This is a genomic window from Mycoavidus cysteinexigens, from assembly GCF_003966915.1.
GTDB lineage: Bacteria > Pseudomonadota > Gammaproteobacteria > Burkholderiales > Burkholderiaceae > Mycoavidus > Mycoavidus cysteinexigens.
Map to the genome: position 1 here is coordinate 115,534 of NZ_AP018150.1, position 24,806 is coordinate 140,339.

At 50.2% G+C, this 24,806-nt stretch carries 16 protein-coding genes and 2 rRNA genes; 10 read left to right on the top strand and 8 right to left on the bottom strand.

The annotated features are described in order from the left end of the window. Positions 1-194 precede the first annotated feature (194 nt). The 7 genes from MCB1EB_RS00485 to MCB1EB_RS00515 all read left to right on the top strand — a co-directional run bounded on the left by MCB1EB_RS00485 (position 195) and on the right by MCB1EB_RS00515 (position 7,678). Positions 195-3,075 (top strand): 23S ribosomal RNA (locus tag MCB1EB_RS00485). A gap of 88 nt (positions 3,076-3,163) precedes the next feature. Further along, positions 3,164-3,276 (top strand): 5S ribosomal RNA (gene rrf / locus MCB1EB_RS00490). Positions 3,277-3,522: 246 nt separating this feature from the next. Then, positions 3,523-4,503: a LysR substrate-binding domain-containing protein gene (locus tag MCB1EB_RS00495; RefSeq protein ID WP_045363761.1), complete on the top strand. Its 981-nt coding sequence runs from the start codon at positions 3,523-3,525 to the stop codon at positions 4,501-4,503. An 80-nt stretch (positions 4,504-4,583) separates the two neighbouring features. Next, positions 4,584-5,072 carry a Dps family protein gene (locus MCB1EB_RS00500; protein WP_026922167.1) on the top strand — a complete coding sequence of 163 codons (489 nt, stop codon included), beginning with the start codon at positions 4,584-4,586 and terminating at the stop codon, positions 5,070-5,072. 62 nt (positions 5,073-5,134) lie between these two features. Next, positions 5,135-6,022, top strand: coding sequence for a 4-hydroxybenzoate octaprenyltransferase (ubiA, locus tag MCB1EB_RS00505; RefSeq protein ID WP_045363758.1), 888 nt, complete (start codon positions 5,135-5,137; stop codon positions 6,020-6,022). A gap of 573 nt (positions 6,023-6,595) precedes the next feature. Beyond that, on the top strand, positions 6,596-7,036 hold the full coding sequence (locus MCB1EB_RS00510; protein ID WP_052393880.1) for a cupin domain-containing protein: 441 nt from the start codon (positions 6,596-6,598) through the stop codon (positions 7,034-7,036). A 375-nt stretch (positions 7,037-7,411) separates the two neighbouring features. Continuing rightward, positions 7,412-7,678: a hypothetical protein gene (locus tag MCB1EB_RS00515; protein WP_045363755.1), complete on the top strand. Its 267-nt coding sequence runs from the start codon at positions 7,412-7,414 to the stop codon at positions 7,676-7,678. A gap of 3 nt (positions 7,679-7,681) precedes the next feature. On the opposite strand, the gene proC is transcribed toward MCB1EB_RS00515, so the two are convergent. The 5 genes from proC to MCB1EB_RS00540 are packed head-to-tail and all read right to left on the bottom strand — an operon-like array spanning position 7,682 to position 15,785. Continuing rightward, the gene (gene proC / locus MCB1EB_RS00520) at positions 7,682-8,494 is read right to left on the bottom strand and encodes a pyrroline-5-carboxylate reductase (protein ID WP_045366074.1); all 813 of its coding nucleotides are present in this window, start codon (positions 8,492-8,494) and stop codon (positions 7,682-7,684) included. A gap of 51 nt (positions 8,495-8,545) precedes the next feature. Beyond that, complete coding sequence (locus MCB1EB_RS00525) at positions 8,546-9,241, bottom strand: YggS family pyridoxal phosphate-dependent enzyme (RefSeq protein WP_045363752.1); 696 nt, start codon at positions 9,239-9,241, stop codon at positions 8,546-8,548. A gap of 31 nt (positions 9,242-9,272) precedes the next feature. Next, entirely contained in the window at positions 9,273-10,349 is a 1,077-nt protein-coding gene (gene aroG, locus MCB1EB_RS00530; RefSeq protein WP_045363749.1) for a 3-deoxy-7-phosphoheptulonate synthase AroG, read from the bottom strand. 33 nt (positions 10,350-10,382) lie between these two features. Further along, positions 10,383-11,849: a metalloprotease TldD gene (tldD, locus tag MCB1EB_RS00535; RefSeq protein ID WP_045363746.1), complete on the bottom strand. Its 1,467-nt coding sequence runs from the start codon at positions 11,847-11,849 to the stop codon at positions 10,383-10,385. 9 nt (positions 11,850-11,858) lie between these two features. Beyond that, positions 11,859-15,785 (bottom strand): YhdP family phospholipid transporter, encoded by a 3,927-nt coding sequence (locus MCB1EB_RS00540; protein WP_045363743.1) that lies wholly within the window; start codon positions 15,783-15,785, stop codon positions 11,859-11,861. Between the two features lie 153 nt (positions 15,786-15,938). On the opposite strand from MCB1EB_RS00540, the gene glnE reads away from it, so the two are divergent. Beyond that, positions 15,939-18,806: a bifunctional [glutamate--ammonia ligase]-adenylyl-L-tyrosine phosphorylase/[glutamate--ammonia-ligase] adenylyltransferase gene (gene glnE, locus MCB1EB_RS00545; RefSeq protein WP_045363740.1), complete on the top strand. Its 2,868-nt coding sequence runs from the start codon at positions 15,939-15,941 to the stop codon at positions 18,804-18,806. On the opposite strand, the gene recN is transcribed toward glnE, so the two are convergent. Beyond that, on the bottom strand, positions 18,803-20,479 hold the full coding sequence (recN, locus tag MCB1EB_RS00550; RefSeq protein ID WP_045363737.1) for a DNA repair protein RecN: 1,677 nt from the start codon (positions 20,477-20,479) through the stop codon (positions 18,803-18,805). The two genes, glnE and recN, sit on opposite strands and share 4 nt — an antisense overlap. Positions 20,480-20,608: 129 nt before the next feature. After that, positions 20,609-21,532: an NAD kinase gene (locus tag MCB1EB_RS00555; RefSeq protein ID WP_045366071.1), complete on the bottom strand. Its 924-nt coding sequence runs from the start codon at positions 21,530-21,532 to the stop codon at positions 20,609-20,611. Positions 21,533-21,731: 199 nt separating this feature from the next. Here MCB1EB_RS00555 and hrcA point away from each other — a divergent pair, with 199 nt between their 5' ends. Beyond that, positions 21,732-22,763, top strand: coding sequence for a heat-inducible transcriptional repressor HrcA (gene hrcA / locus MCB1EB_RS00560; protein WP_045366068.1), 1,032 nt, complete (start codon positions 21,732-21,734; stop codon positions 22,761-22,763). A 63-nt stretch (positions 22,764-22,826) separates the two neighbouring features. Here hrcA and MCB1EB_RS00565 read toward each other — a convergent pair whose 3' ends face one another. Further along, positions 22,827-23,423 carry a coiled-coil domain-containing protein gene (locus tag MCB1EB_RS00565; protein WP_126353808.1) on the bottom strand — a complete coding sequence of 199 codons (597 nt, stop codon included), beginning with the start codon at positions 23,421-23,423 and terminating at the stop codon, positions 22,827-22,829. A 244-nt stretch (positions 23,424-23,667) separates the two neighbouring features. Between MCB1EB_RS00565 and hemH the strand changes: the two genes are divergently transcribed. Then, positions 23,668-24,729 carry a ferrochelatase gene (gene hemH, locus MCB1EB_RS00570; protein WP_045363734.1) on the top strand — a complete coding sequence of 354 codons (1,062 nt, stop codon included), beginning with the start codon at positions 23,668-23,670 and terminating at the stop codon, positions 24,727-24,729. Positions 24,730-24,806: the final 77 nt, after the last annotated feature.

Genomic DNA, 24,806 nt, shown 5'->3' on the forward strand with positions numbered 1-24,806 from the left:
GTTGAGGAATTTTACCGGATAAAGATTGTCGCAAGATGATCACGTTCTTTAACAAATTGGAAGAAGAAGTACATAGAAGCGTTCTTGAGATGGAACGTGGAAGTGTACATGGGTAATAGATTGTATCGACTTATCGAGACGGAAGTCAGCCGTTGAGATAAGGCAACCAGTACTTAGAGACACCCTAGTTATAGGGTCAAGTGAATTAAGTGCATGTGGTGGATGCCTTGGCGATCACAGGCGAAGAAGGACGTGGTAGCCTGCGAAAAGCTTCGGGGAGCTGGCAAACAAGCTTTGATCCGAAGATATCCGAATGGGGAAACCCGGCCCGAATGGGTCATCCTTGACTGAATACATAGGTCAAGAGAAGCGAACGCGGTGAACTGAAACATCTAAGTAGCCGCAGGAAAAGAAATCAACCGAGATTCCCAGAGTAGTGGCGAGCGAAATGGGAAGAGCCTGTATTTTTTAGCAAATGAGTTAGCAAAGCGGAATGGAAAGTCCGGCCATAGAAGGTGATAGCCCTGTATGCGAAAACTCGTGTGTGGAACTAAGGATACGAAAAGTAGGGCGGGACACGTGAAATCCTGTTTGAAGATGGGGGGACCATCCTCCAAGGCTAAATACTCGTGATCGACCGATAGTGAACCAGTACCGTGAGGGAAAGGCGAAAAGAACCCCGGAAGGGGAGTGAAATAGATCCTGAAACCGCATGCATACAAACAGTAGGAGCCTCGAAAGGGGTGACTGCGTACCTTTTGTATAATGGGTCAGCGACTTACATTCAGTAGCGAGCTTAACCGATTAGGGCAGGCGTAGCGAAAGCGAGTTCGAATAGAGCGATAGTTGCTGGGTGTAGACCCGAAACCGGATGATCTATCCATGGCCAGGATGAAGGTGCGGTAACACGTACTGGAGGTCCGAACCCACTAATGTTGAAAAATTAGGGGATGAGCTGTGGATAGGGGTGAAAGGCTAAACAAATCCGGAAATAGCTGGTTCTCTCCGAAAACTATTTAGGTAGTGCCTCGTGTATCACCTTCGGGGGTAGAGCACTGTCATGGTAGAGGGGTCCATCGCGGATTACCTCGCCATAGCAAACTCCGAATACCGAAGAGTGCAATCACGGGAGACAGACGCCGGGTGCTAACGTCCGACGTCAAGAGGGAAACAACCCAGACCGCCAGCTAAGGTCCCCAAGATTGGCTAAGTGGGAAACGAAGTGGGAAGGCTAAAACAGTCAGGAGGTTGGCTTAGAAGCAGCCATCCTTTAAAGAAAGCGTAATAGCTCACTGATCGAGTCGTCCTGCGCGGAAGATGTAACGGGGCTCAAGCCAGTCACCGAAGCTGCGGATGCATAGTAATATGCATGGTAGGAGAGCGTTCTGTAAGCCTGTGAAGGTGTATCGAAAGGTATGCTGGAGGTATCAGAAGTGCGAATGCTGACATGAGTAGCGATAAAGGGGGTGAAAAGCCCCCTCGCCGAAAGCCCAAGGTTTCCTACGCAACGTTCATCGACGTAGGGTGAGTCGGCCCCTAAGGCGAGGCAGAGATGCGTAGCTGATGGGAAGCAGGTTAATATTCCTGCACCGTCGTTAGATGCGATGGGGGGACGGATCGCTAAAGGTTGTCCGGGTGTTGGATGTCCCGGTCCCTGCACTATAGAAGGCGCTTAGGCAAATCCGGGCGCGGAATTCAAGGGTGTGGGGCGAGCAAACGTAAGTTTGCGAAGCAATTGGAAGTGGTTCCAAGAAAAGCCTCTAAGCTTCAGTCTAACGAGACCGTACCGCAAACCGACACAGGTGGGCGAGATGAGTATTCTAAGGCGCTTGAGAGAACTCGGGAGAAGGAACTCGGCAAATTGGTACCGTAACTTCGGGATAAGGTACGCCCTAGTATCTTGACTGGCCTGCGCCAGAAGGGAGAAAGGGTTGCAAAAAATTGGTGGCTGCGACTGTTTAATAAAAACACAGCACTCTGCAAACACGAAAGTGGACGTATAGAGTGTGACGCCTGCCCGGTGCCGGAAGATTAAATGATGGGGTGCAAGCTCTTGATTGAAGTCCCGGTAAACGGCGGCCGTAACTATAACGGTCCTAAGGTAGCGAAATTCCTTGTCGGGTAAGTTCCGACCTGCACGAATGGCGTAACGATGGCCACACTGTCTCCTCCCGAGACTCAGCGAAGTTGAAATGGTTGTGATGATGCAATCTACCCGCGGCTAGACGGAAAGACCCCATGAACCTTTACTGTAGCTTTGTATTGAACTGTGAACCGGTCTGTGTAGGATAGGTGGGAGGCTTTGAAGCGTGAACGCTAGTTCGCGTGGAGCCAACCTTGAAATACCACCCTGGTTTGTTTGCGGTTCTAACCTTGGCCCGTAATCCGGGTCGGGAACAGTGCATGGTGGGCAGTTTGACTGGGGCGGTCTCCTCCCAAAGCGTAACGGAGGAGTACGAAGGTACGCTAGGTACGGTCGGAAATCGTATCGATAGTGCAATGGCATAAGCGTGCTTAACTGTGAGACTGACACGTCGAACAGGTGCGAAAGCAGGTCATAGTGATCCGGTGGTTCTGTATGGAAGGGCCATCGCTCAACGGATAAAAGGTACTCTGGGGATAACAGGCTGATACCGCCCAAGAGTTCATATCGACGGCGGTGTTTGGCACCTCGATGTCGGCTCATCTCATCCTGGGGCTGTAGCCGGTCCCAAGGGTATGGCTGTTCGCCATTTAAAGAGGTACGTGAGCTGGGTTTAAAACGTCGTGAGACAGTTTGGTCCCTATCTGCCGTGGGCGCTGGAAGTTTGAGAGGACCTGCTCCTAGTACGAGAGGACCGGAGTGGACGAACCTCTGGTGTACCGGTTGTCACGCCAGTGGCATCGCCGGGTAGCTATGTTCGGAAGAGATAACCGCTGAAAGCATCTAAGCGGGAAACTCGCCTCAAGATGAGACTTCCCGGGAACTTGATTCCCCTAAAGGGTCGTTCGAGACCAGGACGTCGATAGGCTGGGTGTGTACGCGCAGTAATGCGTTTAGCTAACCAGTACTAATCGCCCGTGTGGCTTGACCCTATAACTTGTGTGTCTTACTCTATTACCCCATTCTTCTTCCAACCCCTTTTGAAAAATTGACTTAAACTCAATTTCTCTACCCCTTACGCCTGATGACCATAGCGTGTTGGTACCACCCCTTCCCATCTCGAACAGGACCGTGAAACAACACCGCGCCGATGATAGTGCGGATTCCCGTGTGAAAGTAGGGCATCGTCAGGCTTCTCTCTTGAGCAAAAAGCCCCCAATATGGGGGCTTTTTTGTTTTACTGTCCTCATCCCATCTATCACACCTGCACCCCCCTCACTCTTGCACCTACCAATACAAAACAATCTCTGCTTTAACAGGTTGGGCCTAGCGCTCGAATAACACCTTGCCGCCTCTTTGTATTTATTCGATATCTGCTTTATTTGCATTAAATTAATTAAATTCAGCAGGGATGTGTTGTTTTGGTATACTGCAAATACATGACTCTGACCGAACTTAAGTATATCGTTGCAATTGCTCGTGAACGGCACTTTAGCCGTGCGGCTGATGCTTGTTTTGTGAGCCAGCCGACTCTATCTGTTGCAATTAAAAAGCTCGAAGATGAGCTGAATGTGCAAATCTTTGAACGTAGCACGAATGAAATTAGCGTAACGCCGATTGGCGAGCAGATTATTGCGCAGGCGCAACGCGTGTTGGAGCAAACGCAAGCGATAAAAGAAATCGCCAAGCAAGGCAAAGATCCATTAACGGGTCCGATACGCCTTGGCGTCATTTATACAATCGGACCGTATTTGTTGCCTAAGTTGGTTAAACAAATGATTAAAATGGCGCCGCAAATGCCATTAATGCTGCAAGAAAATTTTACTTTGAAGCTGATTGAATTGCTTAAACAAGGTGAAATTGATGTGGCTGTGATCGCTTTGCCATTTCCCGAAACCGGGCTGATGATGCGTCCACTTTATGATGAGCCATTTGTTGTCGCCGTACCTAAGGGACATCCGTGGGAACAACAAACCTCCATCGATCCTCACGATCTTAAGCAAGAAACCATGCTGTTGCTGGGTAACGGGCATTGTTTCCGGGATCATGTGCTCGGCGTGTGCCCAGAATTGATGCGTTTCTCGCAAAATACAGACGGTATTCAAAAAACCTTTGAAGGCTCGTCACTTGAAACGATTCGGCATATGGTGGCAAGCGGAATTGGCATTACCGTGTTGCCATGTACTTCAGTGCCGGCTGAGCAAATCGGCAAGCGTAGAATCATGCAGCATAAAAGTGCTGTTGATGATGCTATGTTGTCGTATATTCCATTCGGCGAACCGGTGCCGGATCGCCGTGTGGTGCTTGCCTGGCGCAAAAGCTTTACACGTATGCCCGCAATTGACGTTATTTGTTCTGCCGTGGCAGCCTGTGATTTATCTGGAACCAAAAAGCTGGAATTACCTGCTAAGCAGGCATAAGGCTAGCCCAATCTGGACTTCCGACCGCTGAAAGGCCTAACGTATCTATCTACCCCAGTTGTCTTTTTTCAGGAGAGCGTATGACTAATAAGAATGCAGCGACCCATATCAATATCGGTATTAATGATCAAGAGCGCAAAAAAATTTCTGAGGGGTTAAGTCATTTACTCGCGGATACCTATACGCTGTATTTAAAGACACATAACTTCCATTGGAATGTCACGGGTCCGCAATTCAACACATTGCACCTGATGTTTGAGACGCAATATACTGAACTCGCAGTTGCGGTTGATGAAATTGCCGAGCGGATTCGAGCTCTGGGTTTTCCGGCTCCTGGTAGTTACCGTGAATTTATAAAACTTTCCTCTATCCCTGAAGCGGAGGGCATGCCAACGGCTGAGGAAATGATTCGCCAATTGGTCGAAGGTCAGGAGGCCGTAGTAAGAACTGCGCGCAAGATATTTCCTGTGACTGAAGCCGCGCACGATGAGCCGACCGCGGATCTGCTGACGCAACGCATGCAAACTCATGAAAAAACAGCTTGGATGCTACGCTCAATGCTTGAATAAACCCAATCAGATTAACCGAATTGCTCGATGGGGCAGCTCATTTCTGCTTGGGCATCCAATCAATGATTAAAAAAAGTTCTCGGCTGCTTTCGTGTTTCTCGCAGCTCGTTCCGTACTGGCGTTTGCTGCGTTTGGATAAGCCGGTTGGTAGTTTATTATTGTTGTGGCCAACCTTGAATGCGCTTTGGATTGCATCAAATGGCCCGCCGCCGCTGTCGTTGCTATTAATTTTTGTGACCGGTACGATCTTAATGCGTTCGGCGGGCTGTGCGATTAACGATTATGCTGATCGTGATTTTGATCGATTTGTTGAGCGCACACGCGAGCGGCCTATCACATCTGGGCAAATTGCGCCCTGGCAGGCGTTAGCGCTGGCGGCTGCGATTGCCGTCCTGGCTTTTTTGCTCATTGCATCGCTTAATGCATTAACAAAATGGCTAGCGCTGATCGCTGTACTGCTTGCCGCCAGCTATCCATTGACCAAACGCTTTTTCGCAGTACCGCAAGCTTATCTAGGCTGCGCCTTTGGCTTTGGCATACCAATGGCATTTGCCGCGGTGCAAAATCAACTGCCGCCGCTGGCTTGGGCGATGCTGATGGCGAATATATTTTGGTCAATCGCTTACGACACGGAATATGCAATGGTGGATCGTGAGGATGACCGAAAAATTGGCATTCGCACTTCAGCGCTGACCTTTGGTCAATTCGATGTGCTAGCAATTATGGGCTGCTATGGGTTATTTCTGTTGATCTACGCGGCAATAGGTATAACCCTGGCTTACACATTGGCATTTTGGCTCGGCCTGATAGGCGCTGCGATATGTGCTGCGTATCATTATAGGCTGATTCGTACTCGTGAGCGGTCAGGGTGTTTTGCCGCTTTCAAACATAACAACTGGCTCGGCGGATTATTATTTGCTGGCATTGCTGCGCATTATGCGTTGGTTTAAATGCGATTTGCCGGGTATATGGTCCTCAATTCGCTTGCGATGAATACTGGCGTCGGAACAGTAGCATTCTACGAAGATTAACGAACTCTTTTGCCGCTCAGCGAATCGAACCCATGTCATTCTAGCAGCCTCCACCAGGTTCGCAGCATCCACAATAACGGTCACAGTACTCGGCAGATTACTCGTATCGTTGATCGATCGATATCTTCAATTTGGCGCGCGCGGCACTTGCACAACCTAAGGTGAACGGTGGTATATCAGTCGCGTTGCCTTATAACCTAGGTTACTGAATTCGCTTTGCGGTAGCGCTTCTGGACAGCTTCCAAATATGCCGGTTTTTCTTGTGTTTTCATCATCGATAACCTTCTTTTTTTGTTACCTATGATGTGAGTCAACGTATTACGTTTGACCACCCTTGGGTTACTTTTAATTTGAGTCAATTCGCAGCTTAAGACACAACGGCATCTTCGCAAAAATCAACTATACTCAAATAGAAGTGGGTTGCTTATGAATATGGGTATGCGCGATGAAAGCAAACCTACTTGAGTAAAATTACTTATAGGAGTGCTTATCATGCCAATCCTAACAAAATTTGCTGCTCTAGTCGGGGCATTTGTTTTTTCTGTCCCTTCAATGACATATGCAGGTGAAACGCCATTTATTTCAATTCCCGTGTCCGATTTGCAGTGGCATGAGGTGCCTGACATGGGTGGGGAGGCCAGCTACGCAGATTTACGTGGCAGTATTTTCGGCAATGGACCCTATGAGGCATTTCTCCAGGTGAAAGCAGGTGTAGATAATCCATACCACACACACTCTCGGGATGTGACGACAGTCGTATTGAAGGGCATATTCTACATAATTATTGATGGAAAGCGCGTCGAGTATCCGGCGGGTTCTTTCTGGAGCATTCCTGCTGATCTGCCACACTACAGTGGTTGCGCAAAAGGTGACGACTGTCTAATGTTCATATATCAAGTTGGCAGCTTTGATATAGTGCCCTTAAGGGAGTAGTAAAAGTAAAAATGAAATTGCTTTCCTTTATAGGGAGAGTGTTTCATTCTGGGAGCTGACGGTCGAACTCGTGGAAGTGAGCGCTTTGACTTTGTCGATGTCGAACAACCGTCAGCCGTCAGAAAAGCCAGACCACACTCGACAATCTCGACAATCTAATCAAAGAAAAAGAATCAGTTGACTATGTTAGCCTCCAGTTTGGTTCACTCTCGCACTCTTATAATAAAATGCTCGAGTTTAAAATGCTTAATGTGTTAAATTCAAAAAAACTAACGAATTTATAATAGTTGCTGCAGCTTTCAATACCTTAAATTTGCTAATCGCTTAAAAAGCGAGGGCGTTCCACCTGCACAAGCTGAAGCAGAGGCTGAAATTTTGTCAGAGGTCTTTGAGCTTAATTTGCAGGAGTTGGTAACCAAAGAAGATTTGCGCCATGAGATGAGCTGTTTGCGTTATAAGATAAGCAGCTTGCGTAAAGATATGGATCTAAAGATAGATAGATTGGATTTCAAGATAGAAAAATTAGATTCCAAACTGGAGAAGCTCGAACTGCACATGATTGTCAAACTCACCATTATCATGGGTATTTTACTCAGTGCAGCACTTGCCTTAAGTAAGCTTCTCCAAGTGGTCGTTGTCTAAATTTTAAGTTTGTCCGAACTCATCTGCCATTTGCTCAGCTCGTGCCCGGGCAGCAAACGCGCCGCGCACAATAGCTTCTTTCACACCATCCGCCATAAATGACGCAAGCGCCGCCGCGGTGGTGCCTCCTTTTGAGGTTACGCGTTCTCGCAATATGCTAGCCGGTTCATGCGATTGTGTCGCTAATTGAGTGGCTCCGCTCATTGTAGCAAGCGCAAGCGAACGGCTTTGTACGTCATTAAATCCAAGCTGCCGGGCTGCCTCTTCAAGTGCTTCAATAAAATAAAATACGTAGGCTGGGCCGCTTCCTGAAATTGCCGTAATCGCATCAATTTGTTTTTCAGCGTCACACCAGATGACTTGTCCTGCTGCGGCTAGCACAGTTTCAGCGAGCTTGCGGCCATCGGCATTAACCTCTGGCAGAGCGGTAACGCCTGTCACGCCCTGCCCAATTAAAGCTGGAGTGTTGGGCATGGCACGCACAATACGCGTATAACCGCCTAACCAGTCCTGTATCGTTGCCGCGCGGATGCCCGCCGCGATGCTAATCACAATTTGCCGGTTTAGATGCGGGGCGAGTGCGTGAGCAATATCTTTTAGTCGCTGTGGTTTAACCGCTAATACGACAGCGTCATAGTGCTGCAGAGCTGGACTGAGTAGGGTATTGGTGTGGATCTGCCATTGCGCTTCGAGGCATGCACATACGTCGCTATTGACATCAATTGCATATAAATTCGATGAAGATAGGCCATTTTTAATCAACCCGCCGATGAGCGCGTTGGCCATATTACCTCCACCAATAAAGGCGATTTTCATAGAGGTTTGGTCGACTGACTGATTCATTGAATCATTTCCCCTTAAATTTAATTAATGTCTGGCGCGCATACCAAAAATTGCTGAGCCAATACGTACAAGTGTTGCGCCTTCGAGTATGGCCGCCTCTAAATCCGCCGACATGCCGGCGGATAAAGTATCAAGCGCAAGCCCCTCCGTGCGGAGTGCATCAAACAGTTGAGATAATTTGCGATAGGCCAAGCGCTGCGCATCAAGGGTATCCGCTGGGGCGGGAATGGCCATTAAGCCCCGTAATTTGAGCCGTGGTAGCGTTGTCAGCGCATGTGCTAGCGAGATTGCGTCGGCGGGGGCGACACCGCTTTTACTAGCTTCTCCGCTAAGATTAACTTGGAGGCAAATATTGAGCGGTGGCAGATGGGTAGGGCGCTGCTCGGAGAGCCGCTGGGCGAGCTTAAGGCGGTCAACTGAATGCACCCAATCAAAATGCGTAGCGGCCCATTTGGTTTTATTGCTCTGTAACGGCCCAATAAAATGCCATTCTAGCTGCGCGCGCAAATCTGCCAAAGCCTCGATTTTCTCAAGTGCTTCTTGCATATAGTTTTCGCCAAATGACGCTTGTCCGGCAGCATAAGCGGAACGAATCATCGCGGCAGAAAACGTTTTTGAAACCGCAAGTAAGCTGATGGTAGCCTCGCTCCGGCCGGCTATGCGCGCCGCATTAGCAATGCGTTGGCGTATCGTGTTGAGCCGGCTAGCAATATCAGACATAGAAGAAGCCGAAGTTGTCTGGCACGCTGGATTAATTGCCGCGACTGCCGGCTATGCGGCGGCGTTGCTTGACGGCCTCAGATAAGCCTTCTAGCACGGCTACGCTGTCATTCCAATCAATGCACGCATCGGTAACACTTTGTCCATACGTCAGCGGGCCGTCCCCTTCAAGATCTTGCCGGCCGGCAACCAGGTGTGATTCAACCATCACGCCAACGATACGTTCATCGCCGCCGGCAATTTGCTGGCCAATGTCAGCGCAGACCGGAATTTGATTGGCGTATTGTTTACGGCTATTGGCGTGGCTGGCATCGATCATAAGGCGCGCTGCGAGGCCGGCTTGGGCCATTTCCGCCGCGGCGGCGTCAACGCTTGTCGCATCATAATTCGGTACTTTGCCACCGCGCAGAATAATGTGACAATCTTCGTTGCCGATAGTGGAAACAATTGCCGAATGGCCGCCTTTGGTGACAGAGAGAAAATGATGAGGGCGCGAAGCCGCCTTAACGGCATCGACGGCAATCCTGATGCTCCCATCTGTGCCATTCTTGAAACCGACTGGGCAGGAAAGGCCGGAGGCCAGTTCGCGGTGCACTTGAGATTCTGTCGTGCGCGCCCCAATTGCGCCCCATGAAATCAGATCAGCCAGATATTGTGGGCTAATCAAATCAAGATATTCAGTACCAGCTGGTAGATCCAGCTGGTTAATTTGCACGAGCAGCTCGCGCGCAGCGCGTAGACCGTCATTGATCTTGAAACTATTGTTTAAATAAGGATCATTAATCAGCCCTTTCCAACCAATGGTTGTGCGCGGTTTTTCAAAGTAGACGCGCATCACAATTTCTAACTCGCTTGCAAAGCGTTTGCGCTCAACTACGAGTTTGCGCGCGTATTCAAGCGCGGCTTGGGGATCATGAATGGAGCACGGGCCAATCACCACAATCAGCCGATCTTCCATGCCATGCAAAATACGATGCAGCGCTTGCCGGGTCTCGAAGATAAGTTTCGAGTTTTTTTCGGTACAGGGAAATTCCCGGATCAGTTGCGCGGGCGGCGTAAGTTCTTTGAGTTCACGAATACGGACGTCGTCAGTATTGTGCGGGGACATAAAAATTCTCCTACGAATCAGTGGGGATTGTGGCTAAGCGGTGCCACCGACCGTCATCCGGTCAATGCGTAAAGTGGGTTGGCCGACTCCGACGGGAACGCTTTGCCCTTCTTTGCCGCAAACGCCAATGCCAGTATCCAGGGCCATATCGTTGCCTATCATACTGATATATTTAAGCGATTCGGGGCCACTGCCAATCAAGGTTGCGCCTTTAACCGGCGAAGTGATTTTGCCATTTTCGATCAGGTACGCTTCGGACGTTGAAAAAACAAATTTGCCATTTGTAATATCTACTTGACCGCCACCAAAATTGACTGCATATATGCCATTTTTAACCGAAGCAATAATTTCCCGTGGATCTTTATCGCCGTTTAGCATGTAGGTATTCGTCATGCGTGGTAACGGCAGATCCGCGTATGATTCGCGGCGGGCATTGCCGGTCACCGGCATTTTCATTAAGTGCGCATTCAGCGTATCTTGGATATAGCCGGTTAAGATTCCGTCTTCAATTAAAGTGGTGCATTGAGTTGGATTGCCTTCATCGTCGATATTAAGCGAACCGCGCCGGTTCTCTAAGGTCCCGTCATCCACGACACTGACGCCTTTAGCGGCGACTCTTTGGCCGATGCATCCGGCAAAGGCGGAAGCGCCCTTACGATTAAAATCGCCTTCCAGGCCATGGCCGATGGCTTCGTGTAATAAAACGCCGGGCCAGCCTGGACCTAAAACTACGGACATTAAGCCAGCCGGTGCAGGTTGCGCGTCAAGATTGACCAAGGCGGAGCGCACCGCATCATCGACATAGCCGGCTAGTATGGCATCGCTAAAATAATCATAAGCAAAACGACCACCACCGCCGCCATTGCCCATTTCGCGGCGGCCATTTTGTTCGGCAATCACAGTGATGGAAATTCTTACGAGGGGCCGTATATCCGCAGCCAACGTCCCGTCGCCACGCGCAATGAGCACTACATCGTATTCACCCGCTAGATTCGCCATCACTTGTTTAATGCGTGGGTCGCGGCTACGCGCCATACGCTCAACTCGCTCCAGTAATGCAATCTTCTCGTTAGCGCTGAGTGAGGCAAGCGGGTTAACGCCGAGATAAAGCTGATGGGCGGTTGAATTAGGAGGCGAGTTAGCCAGCTTGACGCGTGCGCGTCCCCCGCCTTGGCGGCCTAATGCATGCGTCGTGGCGACTGCCTGTTTCAGGGCGGCGGGCGACAAATCGTCTGAGTACGCAAAGGCAGTGCGCTCACCGGCCACTGCGCGTACGCCTACCCCCTGGTCGATATTAAATGATCCTGATTTAACCTGGCCTTCTTCAAGCTCCCATGATTCGCTATGCGTTGCTTGAAAATACAAATCCGCATAATCAACTCGGCGCGTGAAAATATCAGAGAGCATACCTGTTAGCAGTGCTTCATCAAGTCCATAAGGCGTCAGGAGTGTATTTTTGGCAATCGCAAGAGAGTTCAAGTTGGCTTTAATCCGGTTCATAAACGTAATTTAAGGGCGGCTATGCGTTGATTGTGCAGGAGCCGCTTCGGTTTGAGTATCAATTTTACTCGCTTCGCTCGGAATTCGTTCAATCTGCGGGTTGGTCCATGAGCCGGTAATAGCGTATTGAAGCGAAAAATTATGGGAAATGGCGGCGGATAGGACTAATTGCGCAAGATAACTGCTAACACCGAGCAAGGGATTGATGGCGGCCGTCGCTAATGCAGCGGAACCGGCATCAATCGATGGTATGACAGTAACAAGTAGATTCTGCTTCTCCTGCAGAATCTCCGTGTTACCAACCATGGTGATGCGCGCGCTGGGACTTAAGATTTCAAATTTATCTATGTGGCCAACGCCATTTTTGACTGTGCCAGCTCCATTAATTTGGTCAAAGGTTAAGCCAGAGCCAAATACGCCACGAAAGTCTAGCACTAGAAAACGTGCCAGACTTTGCAGCGACAATACCCCAAGCAATTTACCAATACCCGGCTCAATTTGCAGAATTTGCCCGCGCTCTAAAGCCAGCGACAATGAGCCGTTTAAGCTTGGATAATCCAGTGCGATGGGCGTGCCTTGCCAGCTCATTTTGCCCGTCAGGGAACCGCTGCCCTGGTGTAGGGTGCGCGGTAACCCGAAGCGATTTAACAGATCACCGACATTATTAATGGCCAGGCTGAAGGCAAGCGCCGTATGGCGCGCAGCAGTATCTGTTGCTAGGGCTGACGGCGCCGTGAGCTGTCGCTGGCGCGGCAGGTCCCAATGGCCGGTTGCATGCAAAGTTGCAGCGGGATTTTGGAGTTGTAATTTGTCGAGCTGCCAAACTGGAGAGCCGTTGCTGTCGAGCGCATTGTGCGCCGCCACTTCAACTTGTCCTAGCGCATGGCCGTGCACGGTGAGCTGATCAATCACCCAATCAATCGCTGGAAAAGAGCTGGCCTGAACTTCTAGTTTGGTACCGGTCGGCGCAGGAGCTTGGGTTGCAATCGGCGCTGGGAGGTTAAAGTGTTTAAAGCGTGCATGCAGGATCCCGTTTGCAGCTGATAAAGAGGAGTGCCAACGTAAATAGCCTAAAGCCTGAGGCGAAGCGAGGCGCGCCTCCCAACCGTTGCTGATGCGATGTGCGCTGAGTTCGGTATTGTCCCAATGCCGATTGGCCGCCGTTAATTTTTTAATCTGCGCCGATAGATGAGTGGGTAGCCAAGCTAACCAAGGGGTTGGTTGATTGGGCTGGGTGCGGTGGTTTGGTGAATTAACGGTCGTTGGGGGAGTGAGGAACCGATTTATGGTGGTGCGCCAAGCATCCAAATTGAGCTGTTCGAGATTGAGGGTGGCTTTAATGCCGCGTGCTGGCCAGCGGAAAGGGGGCTCGGTTCTTGCTGAGGCCGGCTCGCTAAGCGTAATTTGGCCGTTGATAATAGTGGGTTGCTGGCCTTGATGGAGTAAATAAGTTGCGTTAAGCGGGCCTATTTGCAGATCAAGGCGGCTATGGGAAAGCATGGGGGGGATCGGTGTCTGCACTGCGCGCGTGGCGCTGGTAGCGGCAGATCTAACTTCCTGGTTGCGGTAAACGGGTTTTAGCGCAAACCGCAGCGGCATTGGGGTATTTGCATCTTTAAAGAATGGCGCGGGCAAACCAAGGCTTAAACCGCTTAAATTAGAGGTTGCAGTAACCGTTGCGGTAGTGTTTTTAGCCGCTTGTACGCTGATTTGGTAATCCGCTGCTCCATTTAGGTGGCGCGCTAGAGTGGCGAGTAGATGATCATCGGGTAAATTATGCAGCGCTTGAGCGGATAGTTTCCCATTTAGGGTAATCGCGGTAAAGCCATCTTTGTTGACGCCGCCTGCACCGGTTATCTTGCCACCTAACCACTGGGCCTGGAGTTTGGCCAGCGTGAGGGTGCGCTCAGTAAAATCTAGTTGACCTGTAAGCGCGGTAAGCGGGGGTAATACTCCCCAATTTAAACCGTTATTGGAAAAAATCAATGCGCCCTTCACGCGGGTATGCGCTTGGCTATCGCGGGGTATTTCAAGTCGTAACTTAAGTTGCGCATTGCCATGTGCGCGTAGTTGCTCAGTTAAATGCGTGGTCCACTGCGGCAGTGGGCTAGCATTGAAATAATGCAGCATATCATCCAGCGGTCCATGCGCTAAACCGCTAATTATTAAATTATTCGTGTGGGTGGATATATCATTAATCTCAGCCTTAATTTCTTTTAGCGTGGCATTGCGATAGCGTGCCGACTCGGCGCTGACTTTCAGTTGCGTACGATTTAACTCAAACCGACCCCGTATATCTTCCAATGCGGGCCATTGCGCACTGGGCTGAGTGGCGGTATTTTCTGCTGGATAGGAGGAAGGGTCGAAGCGGCCGTGTTCAAACGGCGCCGAAATATAGAAAACGCCAGGTTTTCGTGGGTTTTGAAATGGAAAATCGTCAAGTGGGCCTTGGACCTTGATGAGCGCTTTGCGCGAGATGCCACTCACCAGCGCATGTTTAAGGTAGGCCCGAAGCTTTGGGTTAATGTGGGTAGGTAAATAGCGCGGCACGCAGGCTACGAGTAGGCGCTCAAAATTTGCGGACAATTTTAAATCGCCTTGCTTTGAAGTCTCATTCGACCAGGTCCCATGCACACTACCAGCGGCATCGACGTTAGCAAAATTAAGGTGAGCAAGCTGAATTTGAAATAGCTTACGTGAATCAAGCTGTTTAACCTGCCACGCCATAGTGCCGGCGAGCGTGTCGAATTTGAGAGTCGGCTCGTCAAATACAGGATTGAGCGTGATTGCGGCTTGTTTTGATGCCAGGGTTAGGGTGCCGCCCTCCTCATTGGCGTCAATGGAGCCGGAAAGCTGTGTCAAACCAAATAAAATAGAGGGGACGTGGTCTGCATGCTGGTTGATCCACGGGAGGCTTGAGGTTGCGATGCCAATATTTTCAAATTGCGCTTTAAACTGATAGTGTGCAATTGCCGTTTGACCTTTTTGATTAGGCGGGGTTTGCTCCCATTCTATGCTGTAATCACGGAGTATCCCCCGTGGTTTGAGGCGGGTAATGGGGTGGGTTAGGGACGGTGTTATCTGTGCTAGCGTAGCGAATTGACTTAGTAACCGCAGATCGGCGAGATCGCCCTGCACGGTGATACGCTCGCCACGCCCTATAGATGGAGAGCGATAACGGCCATCAAAACGCTGAATAAGATTGATGGGCGCGTTATGAGCTGCATCCAATAAGGCCGAGCTTTGGTCCAAGCGAGCGGATAGCTGGCGCACGTGCACCGACATATCGAGTTGCGCGCGCCGCTGATCGCTATGATTAAATAACAATAACGTGAATTGTTCGCTCGTTAGCGTAAAAGCTAAGTTGGATTGCGTCTGGTCTTGCCAATGTAGCGTACTGTTATAGAGAGAGATGGTTTTTTGTAAGGATAGCCAGTCCCATAATGCGTGCTGGTTGTTATTCTGCGCAGTAAGCGAAGGATTAGCGGCAATGCCGGCGATGAATAATTCGCCAGTGGTGGTGCGCCACGCCGTAATTTCTGGCGCTTGAATATCTAGCTTCGACAATACCGGTTTGAATACAAGTAAGGAACGCCAGGATAGGGTGGCGGTAGTGAAAGGTATGGTTAAATGGGTGCGTCCGTTAGCGTCTCGTAGGGTGAATTGTGAAATTTCAATCTGCGGATGCACCCCCTGCCAGTGCCCGCTAAGTTGTCCGATCGAGACCTGCATCCCAAGCGCGCGCGAAGCGGCTTGCTCGAGGCGAGGTCTGAACGTGTCAAGTTTTGGCAAAATCCCATAGCGTAATGTGAGGGCGGCCGCTGTAATGCCGGTAAAAAGCACCAGCGCCAGTCCAGCAAAAGCGATCAGCATTCGCTTAGCGCGCGAAGAGGGTTTAACTACGCGCACGGAGGGCGTTGGTTGTGAGGCGGGCATGCTGCGGCTAAGAGGCTATAAAAACAGTAAAAGTCGGGAACTGATCGGGTGGATAAATGTAACACGATCTGCGGCGCAATCCTTGTTCGTATTATCCTTGACCTTATTTAGAAGGTTAAGCTGATTTAAATTTTTTGTTAGGCTACGCTAGAAATGGAATCTACTTTGCACAGCGCTGCATATTCTCGTTATACCAAACGTATCTTGCTAGCTCAGCCCGAGCTCGCTGATTTGGTTGCACGCTGGAGCGCGACTCCACTAACAAGAAAAAAAATGGCAGAGCGACTGGAGGCGCTATTGTCCGTGGGCCAGGTGCGCCCCAACGAAGCCCAGCTTAAAAGTGCATTGCGCCAACTGCGCATAGAAGTGTTTTGCACGGTAATGGAGCGTGACCTGGCGGGTGCTGCTGAACTTGCCGAAGTCACGGGCGCCATGAGTGATTTGGCCGAACTCTCGATTCAAAGTGCGCTTTCAGTATTAGATACCGAACTGCAAGCCCTGTACGGCGCGCCATATGGCGTGGATGCTCTGCCGCAAGCACTGGGCGTAGTGGGTATGGGCAAATTGGGTGGAGGCGAGCTCAACGTCTCATCGGATGTTGATTTAATCTTTGTTTATGGTGACGAAGGGGAAACCACGGGTGGCGAGCGTTCACCCATTTCAAATCATGAATATTTTTCAAAATTAGGCAAAAAACTGATTAGCGTGCTGTCTGAATTGACCGCAGAGGGGTATGTATTTCGCGTAGATATGCGTTTGCGCCCCAACGGCGAAGCTGGGCCGTTAGTGTGTAGCTTGCCTATGTTAGAAGAGTATTTCTATGTTCAAGGGCGTGAATGGGAGCGCTATGCTTGGATTAAAAGTCGACTGGTTAGCGAAACGGAGAGTGAGGCGGCCCAACGTCTAGCCGCGCAGCTAGAAACTCTAGTGCAGCCATTTGTTTATCGGCGTTATTTGGATTTTGGCGTCATCGATGCAGTGCGCGCACTGCATGCACAAATTCGTCGAGAGGCTATGCGCCGGGCTGCGCTGCGACCGGATAAGGCCGACGATATCAAACTCGGGCGCGGCGGCATTCGAGAAATTGAATTTTGCGCGCAGGTCTTTCAATTAATCCGGGGCGGGCAAAATGCAGGTTTTCGGGTGCGCCCAACCTTGCAAGCATTAGCCTTTGCCGCATCACTAGGGTTATTAACGCCCGCCGTAGCTGAGCAGTTGGTGCAAGCTTATGTTTTTTTGCGTCAGTTAGAACATCGTTTGCAATATGCTGATGATGCGCAAACCCATGTTTTGCCTGTCGATGAGGCTGAGCGCGCACGGTTAGCGGTCGTGCTTGGATTTGCCAATTATGCGGAATTTAAACACACGCTAGATGAACATCGCGTTAACGTTGAGCGGCAGTTTGATGCGATTTTTGCGGATAAAAACGAGATTCATTATGGGCTGAATCACGGTGCGGCAAGCCGTATTGCCCTTCCACTTGCAGCATCTACGACAGAAACGCCCCCAACGGCCGACGCTACAACCAAGACGATGACAGTCGCAGAAGCGGCCGCGCTGGTTTGGAGCGAAATGCTGGACGATGAAAGTACGCCAGAATTGCTCGAATCCGTTGCAGTGCTAGGTTTTAATGCGCCCGCTAAAATTTTGGCGCGTTTAACTACAGTATGGCGTTCTGTGCGGCATACTAATTTGCCTGAAAAAAGCCGGTTGCGTTTTGATTCGCTCGTTGAGCGCGCACTTTATTCCATGCACGAATTAGATGCTAAGCGTCGTGATGAAACTTTATTGCGGTTCCTCGATTTGCTCGAAGCAATTAATCGGCGTGGCGCCTACCTTGCATTATTAATCGAATACCCAGCGGCGCTGGCTCGGGTTTTATCCACCTTGGGCGCTTCGCGTTGGGCGGCGGATTACTTGTGCTCCCATCCGCAGCTTTTAGATGAATTGCTCGATGATGAACTTCTGACGAATACCTTTGATTGGCCAGCCTTTAAAGTTTCATTGGCCGCGCAGCTTGCCGCCGCTGATGGGGTTGAGCAACAGATGGACCTGCTACGCCATGCGCACCATGCCGAACTATTTCGCATTCTTTTGCTTGATCTGGCTGGGCGTATGACGCTTGAGTACGTCAGTGACCGACTGTCTGAACTGGCGGATGCGGTATTAGATGTCACGCTTGAGGCAGTTTGGCGGCAAGTGCCACGCCGTCACTGTGCCATTCCGCGTTTTGCGGTGATCGCCTATGGCAAGTTGGGCGGTAAAGAGCTGGCTTATGGTTCTGATTTGGATCTTATATTTTTATATGATGACCCAGACGAGGCCGCGCCAGAAATTTATTTAAGTTTTGCACGCCGTTTAATCACCTGGCTGACGAGCTCGACCGGAGCCGGTCAGCTTTTTGACGTGGATTTACGGCTGCGGCCCGATGGCGCATCAGGTTTACTGGTAACCGATCTGAATACATTTCGTCGTTATCAATTGCATGAAGAGGGAGCGGCAAACGCTGCTTGGAGCTGGGAGCATCAGGCCTTAACGCGAGCCCGCTACTGTGCTGGCGATGCACGTATTGGCGCTGCGTTTGAAGCGATTCGGACCCAAGTGTTGACCTTGCCGCGTAGCGCGGCGACGTTAGCGCAAGAGATTGTGGCGATGCGGGCTAGGGTCTTAGAAGGTCATCCGAATTTAAGCCAACTCTTCGACCTTAAACATGATCGGGGCGGGATGGTTGATATTGAATTTATGGTGCAGTATTTTGTTTTGCTATACGCCGGATCATGCCCTGAGTTGATTCGTAATACAGGCAATATTGCGTTGCTACGCACAGCGGCGCATTATGCTGCCATTACGGGCAGCGAAGCGGCTATCGTGGGTGATGCATATCGTTTCTATCGTAGGTGGCAACATAGGTTACAACTGGATGGTATCGAGCAGCATGTGCGGGTGCCCGCCGCGCAGGTGCAAACTCAACATGAAGCCGTATTGGCGCTCTGGGCGCGCGTGTTTAAGCGAATTTCCTAAATTAACATTTCCTGTGCATGTTGGCGCGTGGTTGAAGTAATTTCAATGCCGCCTAACATCCTTGCAATTTCTTCGATGCGACCATCGGGATCTAATGAAGTCACTAAACTGACGACTTGCTGAGCAGATGTGGTCTGTTTGGTCACCCGCAAATGCACATCGCCGCGCGCTGCCACTTGCGCTAAATGAGTGACGCACAACACTTGACGTTGTTGCCCTAACTGGTGCAATAAGCGCCCAACTACCTCAGCTACAGCGCCGCCGATGCCACTATCTACCTCGTCGAAAATTAAAGTCGGCGTTGGGTTAGCCGTGCTGGTAATGACGGAAAGGGCGAGGCTAATCCGGGCTAGTTCCCCGCCGGAGGCCACTTTCGCTAGCGGTCGTAGGGGTACGCTAGGGTGACTCGCAACCCGGAATTCGATGTGCTCGAATCCATGTGCGCGGCCTAAAGGCTGAGTTTCCTCTGCCGTCTGCGTCAGGGGCACGAGCGCAACTTCAAAGCGCCCGCCCGCCATGGCTAAATCTTGCATGGTTGTGGTGACGGCTGCGCTGAGCGCCTGCGCCGCTGGCGCGCGCGCCTTGGATAACTGTCGCGCTAGTTTCTCATAGTGTGCTTGAGCCGATGCTGCATCTGCCTGCAATCTCTCTAAATCGGTTGCTGCGTCAAATTCTTTTAAGCGGGCGCGCCGCGCCGCATGTTCGGCAGTTAGCGTTTCAGGCGCCACGTGGAATTTGCGGGCGCTGCTATGGAGTGCATTAAGTCGTGTCTCAACCTGGGCGAGTCGAGCAGGGTCAAGTTCGAGTCGTTGTACATAATGATTTAATGTATGCACGGCTTCACTGATTTGGATCTCGGCTGGTTCCAGAGCGGTTAACGCATCAGCCAGCTGCTCATCAATTTGCGTTTGCTTACGGAGTAGATTAATTAAAGCGCTAAGTCGTGGCAGCAGAGCTTGATCGGATTCAGATAATATTTCTAGCGCATGCTGAACGCTGTCAATTAAGCTGGCGGCATGTGTCAAGCGTCGGTGTTCTGTATTAATTGACTCCCATTCGCCCGGCTGTGGAGCCAGTTGGTCCAATTCATCTAACTGCCAGATAAGTTGTTCGCGTTCAAGCTGAGTCTCGCGGTTTGCGTCATGCGCGGTTTGCGTTGCGCGTATGGCATCGTGCCAACGATGCCAGGCTTGAGCTGTTTCCTGCGCGAGTGGCGCAAGACCGGCATGTAGATCAAACAGGGTGCGTTGCGCCTGTGGGCGCATTAACAGTTGGTGCGCATGTTGGCCGTGGAGGTCAACTAGCATTTCGCCGATTTCCCGCAGTTGCGCAAGCGTAGCTGGCGTGCCGTTGATAAAAGCGCGTGACCGGCCACTGCTATCAATGACACGGCGCAGTAACAAATTATCCTGCTCAGCGTCATCCAGTGCATGTTCATTGAGCCAGTAACGCACCTGCTCCGAGACAGTGAATTCAGCTGTAATTTCTGTGCGTGGCTGGCCCGAACGCACCACGCTCGCATCTGCGCGTGCGCCGAGCGCCAAGGCTAGAGCGTCTATGAGAATGGATTTGCCGGCTCCGGTTTCGCCGGAAAATACGGTAAAACCAGGCTCAAACTCAAGTTTAAGTGTGCTGACGATAACAAAATCGCGAATCGATAAATAGCGTAACATCTTAAGCTCAGACTAATAAAAAATTCGCCGCGTGCAATCAAAAAAATCGCAAGCAGTTTGAGAATATCGCAAAATTTAATTCACAGCTAGCCAGCCGCTAGATTGTGCTGTACTAATTTGGCGCGCAGTTCAATAAACATTAGGGTTAGAGCCATATGAAGGTGGTTCACTCCAATGCAGCTTGCTGCGCAAAGTTGCATAATAACTATACGTTGGTGGATGCAAAAAAGGCACAGTATGATTGGAGCGGCGGACTTCGATGGTGTCTTCTAGCTCCAAAGCAGAGAATGATTGCATATCAAAATTCACATTAACATCACGCCCGCTGGTGATCTGAATGGCAATCTCAGAATGATCAGGTAATACAATTGGCCGGTTTGACAGCGCGTGGGGAGCAATAGGCACTAAGACGATCCCCCCTAACTGAGGATGTAAAATCGGCCCGTGCGATGATAATGCATAGGCCGTGGAACCGGTTGGGGTAGCGACAATTAGGCCATCGGAACGCTGCTCATACATGAAACAGCCGTTTACCTGAACCCGTAATTCGACCATGCCGGAAAAGCCGCTACGGTTGACCACCACATCATTAAAAGCGAGCGCATGGTAAATAGGTGCACCAGCCCGCATGATGCGTGCTTCAAGCAGGGCGCGCTCTTCCCGTGCAAAATCACCTGCTAGCATGGTCGGGATCACCTGCTGCATTTCGCTAATTGAAATATCGGTAATAAAACCAAGTCGCCCGTGATTGATGCCAATCAATGGCGTGCCGTAAGGCGCAAGTTGGCGACTCACGCCAAGCATCGTGCCATCACCTCCTAAGACAATCGCAACATCGGCGCGGTGGCCTATCTCAGTAAGCGTCAGAATTGGACTGCGCGTTAAATTATCATCGGCCGCCAAGTTAATCACGCGGGCGGTGTTGGCTTCAAAAACCACCTCAAAACCATCTTGCTGAATGCGCTTAGCCAGGAGCGCTAATAACTCTCCAATACGTGGAGCATCGGTGCGACCGATAAGAGCGATGGTTTTAAAAGGAGTGTTGTTTGGCATAGCGGGCTTATGCTGTGATCGAAAAAGGCGATGCGCCATTTGGAAATAAAGTTGCGCCGCGCCCAGAAAAGGGAACATACCATGTTTGCCTAACTAGGCAATACGGCTTTTTAAGCAGTTGATCTTATTTTGACCAGTCGGCCAAAAAAACGCTGATGAATACACGGTTACTGTGACGATTGCGCTACAATTTGGTGCTATGTTAGACCCACGCGCCAAAACTTTGCTTAAAACCCTGATTGAACGGTACATTGCCGAAGGTCAGCCGGTGGGATCGCGCACGCTCTCTAAATATTCTGGCCTTGAGCTGAGTCCCGCAACAATCCGTAATGTGATGTCTGACTTAGAGGAAAGTGGGCTTATTGTGAGTCCGCACACCTCAGCCGGGCGTATCCCCACGCCACGGGCCTATCGGCTCTTCGTTGATACAATGCTGGTGGCTCAGCCGCCCACAGATGATGCACAGGTTGAAAGTACGGTGCGCACGCAATTGCGGCCTGGCGAGCCGAATAAACTTGTCGCGGCTGCGGCGAGCGTGCTATCCAATTTGTCGCAATTTGCGGGGGTTGTTTTGACGCCGCGGCGCAGTCATATATTTAAGCAGATTGAATTTATGCGCCTTTCGGAAAAACGCATTCTGCTGGTGATTGTGACTCCTGAAGGCGATGTGCAAAATCGTATTATGGCGACACAAAAAGAGTATTCGCCCTCACAGCTAAGCGAAGCGTCAAATTATATTAATGCAAATTATGCAAACTTGAGCTTTAGTGAAGTGCGTAAACGCTTACGTGCAGAACTGGAAGCGCTGCGCGGCGATATGACGCATTTAATGCATGTTATGCAGGAAGCGGTTGTCGCTAGTACGGAGGAGACTTCTGATTTGGGCGAAGCTGTCTTGATCTCTGGAGAGCGGAATTTACTTGAGGTCGCGGATTTGTCGTCTGATATGGACCGCTTGCGCAAGCTGTTTAATGTATTCGATCAAAAAACCAGTTTATTACAGCTTCTTGAAGTCTCTAGTCACGCGCAAGGCGTGCAGATTTTTATCGGCGGCGAATCCAATCTCGTACCGATTGAGCAAATGAGTGTGGTTACCTCATCCTACGAGGTTGATGGCCAGGTTGTAGGCACGCTTGGCGTAATTGGTCCAACGCGGATGGCATATCAGCGTGTCATTCAGATTGTTGATATTACTGCAAAGTTGCTATCGCAAGCCCTGAGTCAGCGTTAATCCAAAGTTAAAACGCATCGTTTTGCTCCGTCTAGAGCCGAAGTGAAATTGAGTCGGTGCGGATTAATTTAAAATTAAAAATTTGTTGAGCCCTACCGCAGCGCTGAGTAGCGTCGCCATAATGACGGCGAGTTTAATCGTTAGCCGCAACTCCAATTTTTCCAGCTTGGAATCTACTTCGGTGCGCAAACCGGATACGTCCTTTTTAAGGCCTTTTATTTCCCCGCGCATATCGGTTATGTCGCCGCGTATCTCTTTTATTTCGCCACGCACATTGGTTATGTCGCTGCGTATCTCTTTTATTTCCCCACGTACATTGGTTATGTCGCTGCGTATCTCTTTTATTTCGCCACGCACATTGGTTATGTCGTTGCGGACCTCTTTTATTTCAATACGCATTTCATTGCGCACGTCGGTGATGTCGTTGCGTATACCTTTTATTTCCCCACGCACATCGGTTATGTCACTGCGTACGTCTTTTATGTCATGCTGTAACTCTTCTTTAACCGCTTGCAAGTCTTGTTTGGTGGGTAACGCCTGTAGATTGACCGCAAATATTTCAGACAAAACTTCTGCCTCAGCTTCGGCTTGAGCAGTTGGCACACCTGCTTCCTGCAAGCGTTTAGCAAATTTTAGCGTGTCAAATAAAGCGATAGCCATAACGATTTCCTTCAATTGCTTAAAATTTAACCTAGGTAGCATAGTGAACCCAATCATTTTTTGATGCTGGCCTTGATATGATAAGGCGCGAACCATTTTTTAGCCTAATTGATTTAAATATAAATTGAATCGTGGGGTTCGTCAATAAAAACATAGCGAGGCGACAAAATTTTTGCGAGTGTCCTACTCGCTTTGACGTATGATTAATAATTCGATGGATTTTTTATGCTAATAACGGGTACTCATGCATTTTGAGCTTGAACCACAGATCCACCCAAGCCATGCATCGCGCGTCGCAGTGCTGTTGATTAACCTTGGCACCCCAGATAGGCCAACGCCGCGGTCAGTTCGGCGCTATCTAGCCGAATTTTTGTCTGATCCGCGGGTGATTGAAATTCCTGCACTCATCTGGCAATTGATTTTGCGCTTGATTATTTTGCCCTTGCGTGGGCGTGCCGCAGCGGCTAAATATAGGTCGATCTGGCTGTCCGAGGGTTCACCCTTACGGGTCTATACTGCACAGCAAGCTCAAGCGTTGCAGCAGCAGCTCAATGCGCAAGGCTATGCCGTCAGTGTGGAGTACGCGATGCGCTACGGGTCGCGCAATATCCATGAGATGCTAACGCAATTAAAACGCAGCGGGGTTGAGCGCGTTTTGTTGCTGCCGATGTATCCGCAATATTGCGCAGCCACTACGGCCTCCGCTTTTGATATGGCGTTTACTGCATTACAACGGATGCGTAACCAGCCTGAATTACGCACGATTCGGCATTATGCGGATTTTATGCCGTATCTTGATGCGCTTGCAGCGCAAGTGCGCGCACATTGGGCCGTACACGGCTTGCCTGACTTTGCCTCAGGCAGCCGGTTACTGTTGAGTTTTCATGGAGTGCCTAAACGCATCATCGATTTAGGTGATCCGTATTATATGCACTGCCAGTTAACCGCGACATTGCTGGCGCAAAGACTGAATTTATCAGACGCTGAATATCGCATCACCTTTCAATCACGCTTTGGCCGGGCTGAATGGTTGCGGCCGGATACAGCGATAGTACTTAAAGAGCTCGGGGCGGCAGGAGTCAAGCGGGTTGATGTGCTTTGTCCCGGTTTTACAGCGGATTGTTTGGAGACGCTCGAAGAAATCGGGATTGAGGGGCGCGCTATTTTTTTGCAGGCAGGAGGAGAGACATATCATTACATTCCATGCTTAAATGCTGCGCCGTGGTTTATCGATGGCCTAGCAGACCTGGTACGTTTGCACTTACAAGGTTGGCCCGTGCAAAATTCATCTGGCGCGATCTCTTGAAATAGAGGGTTAGATCCCCAAATAAAGTTTCTGCGATAAAAAACATGTAACTTCTCTCCTAACGGGAGATCTACATT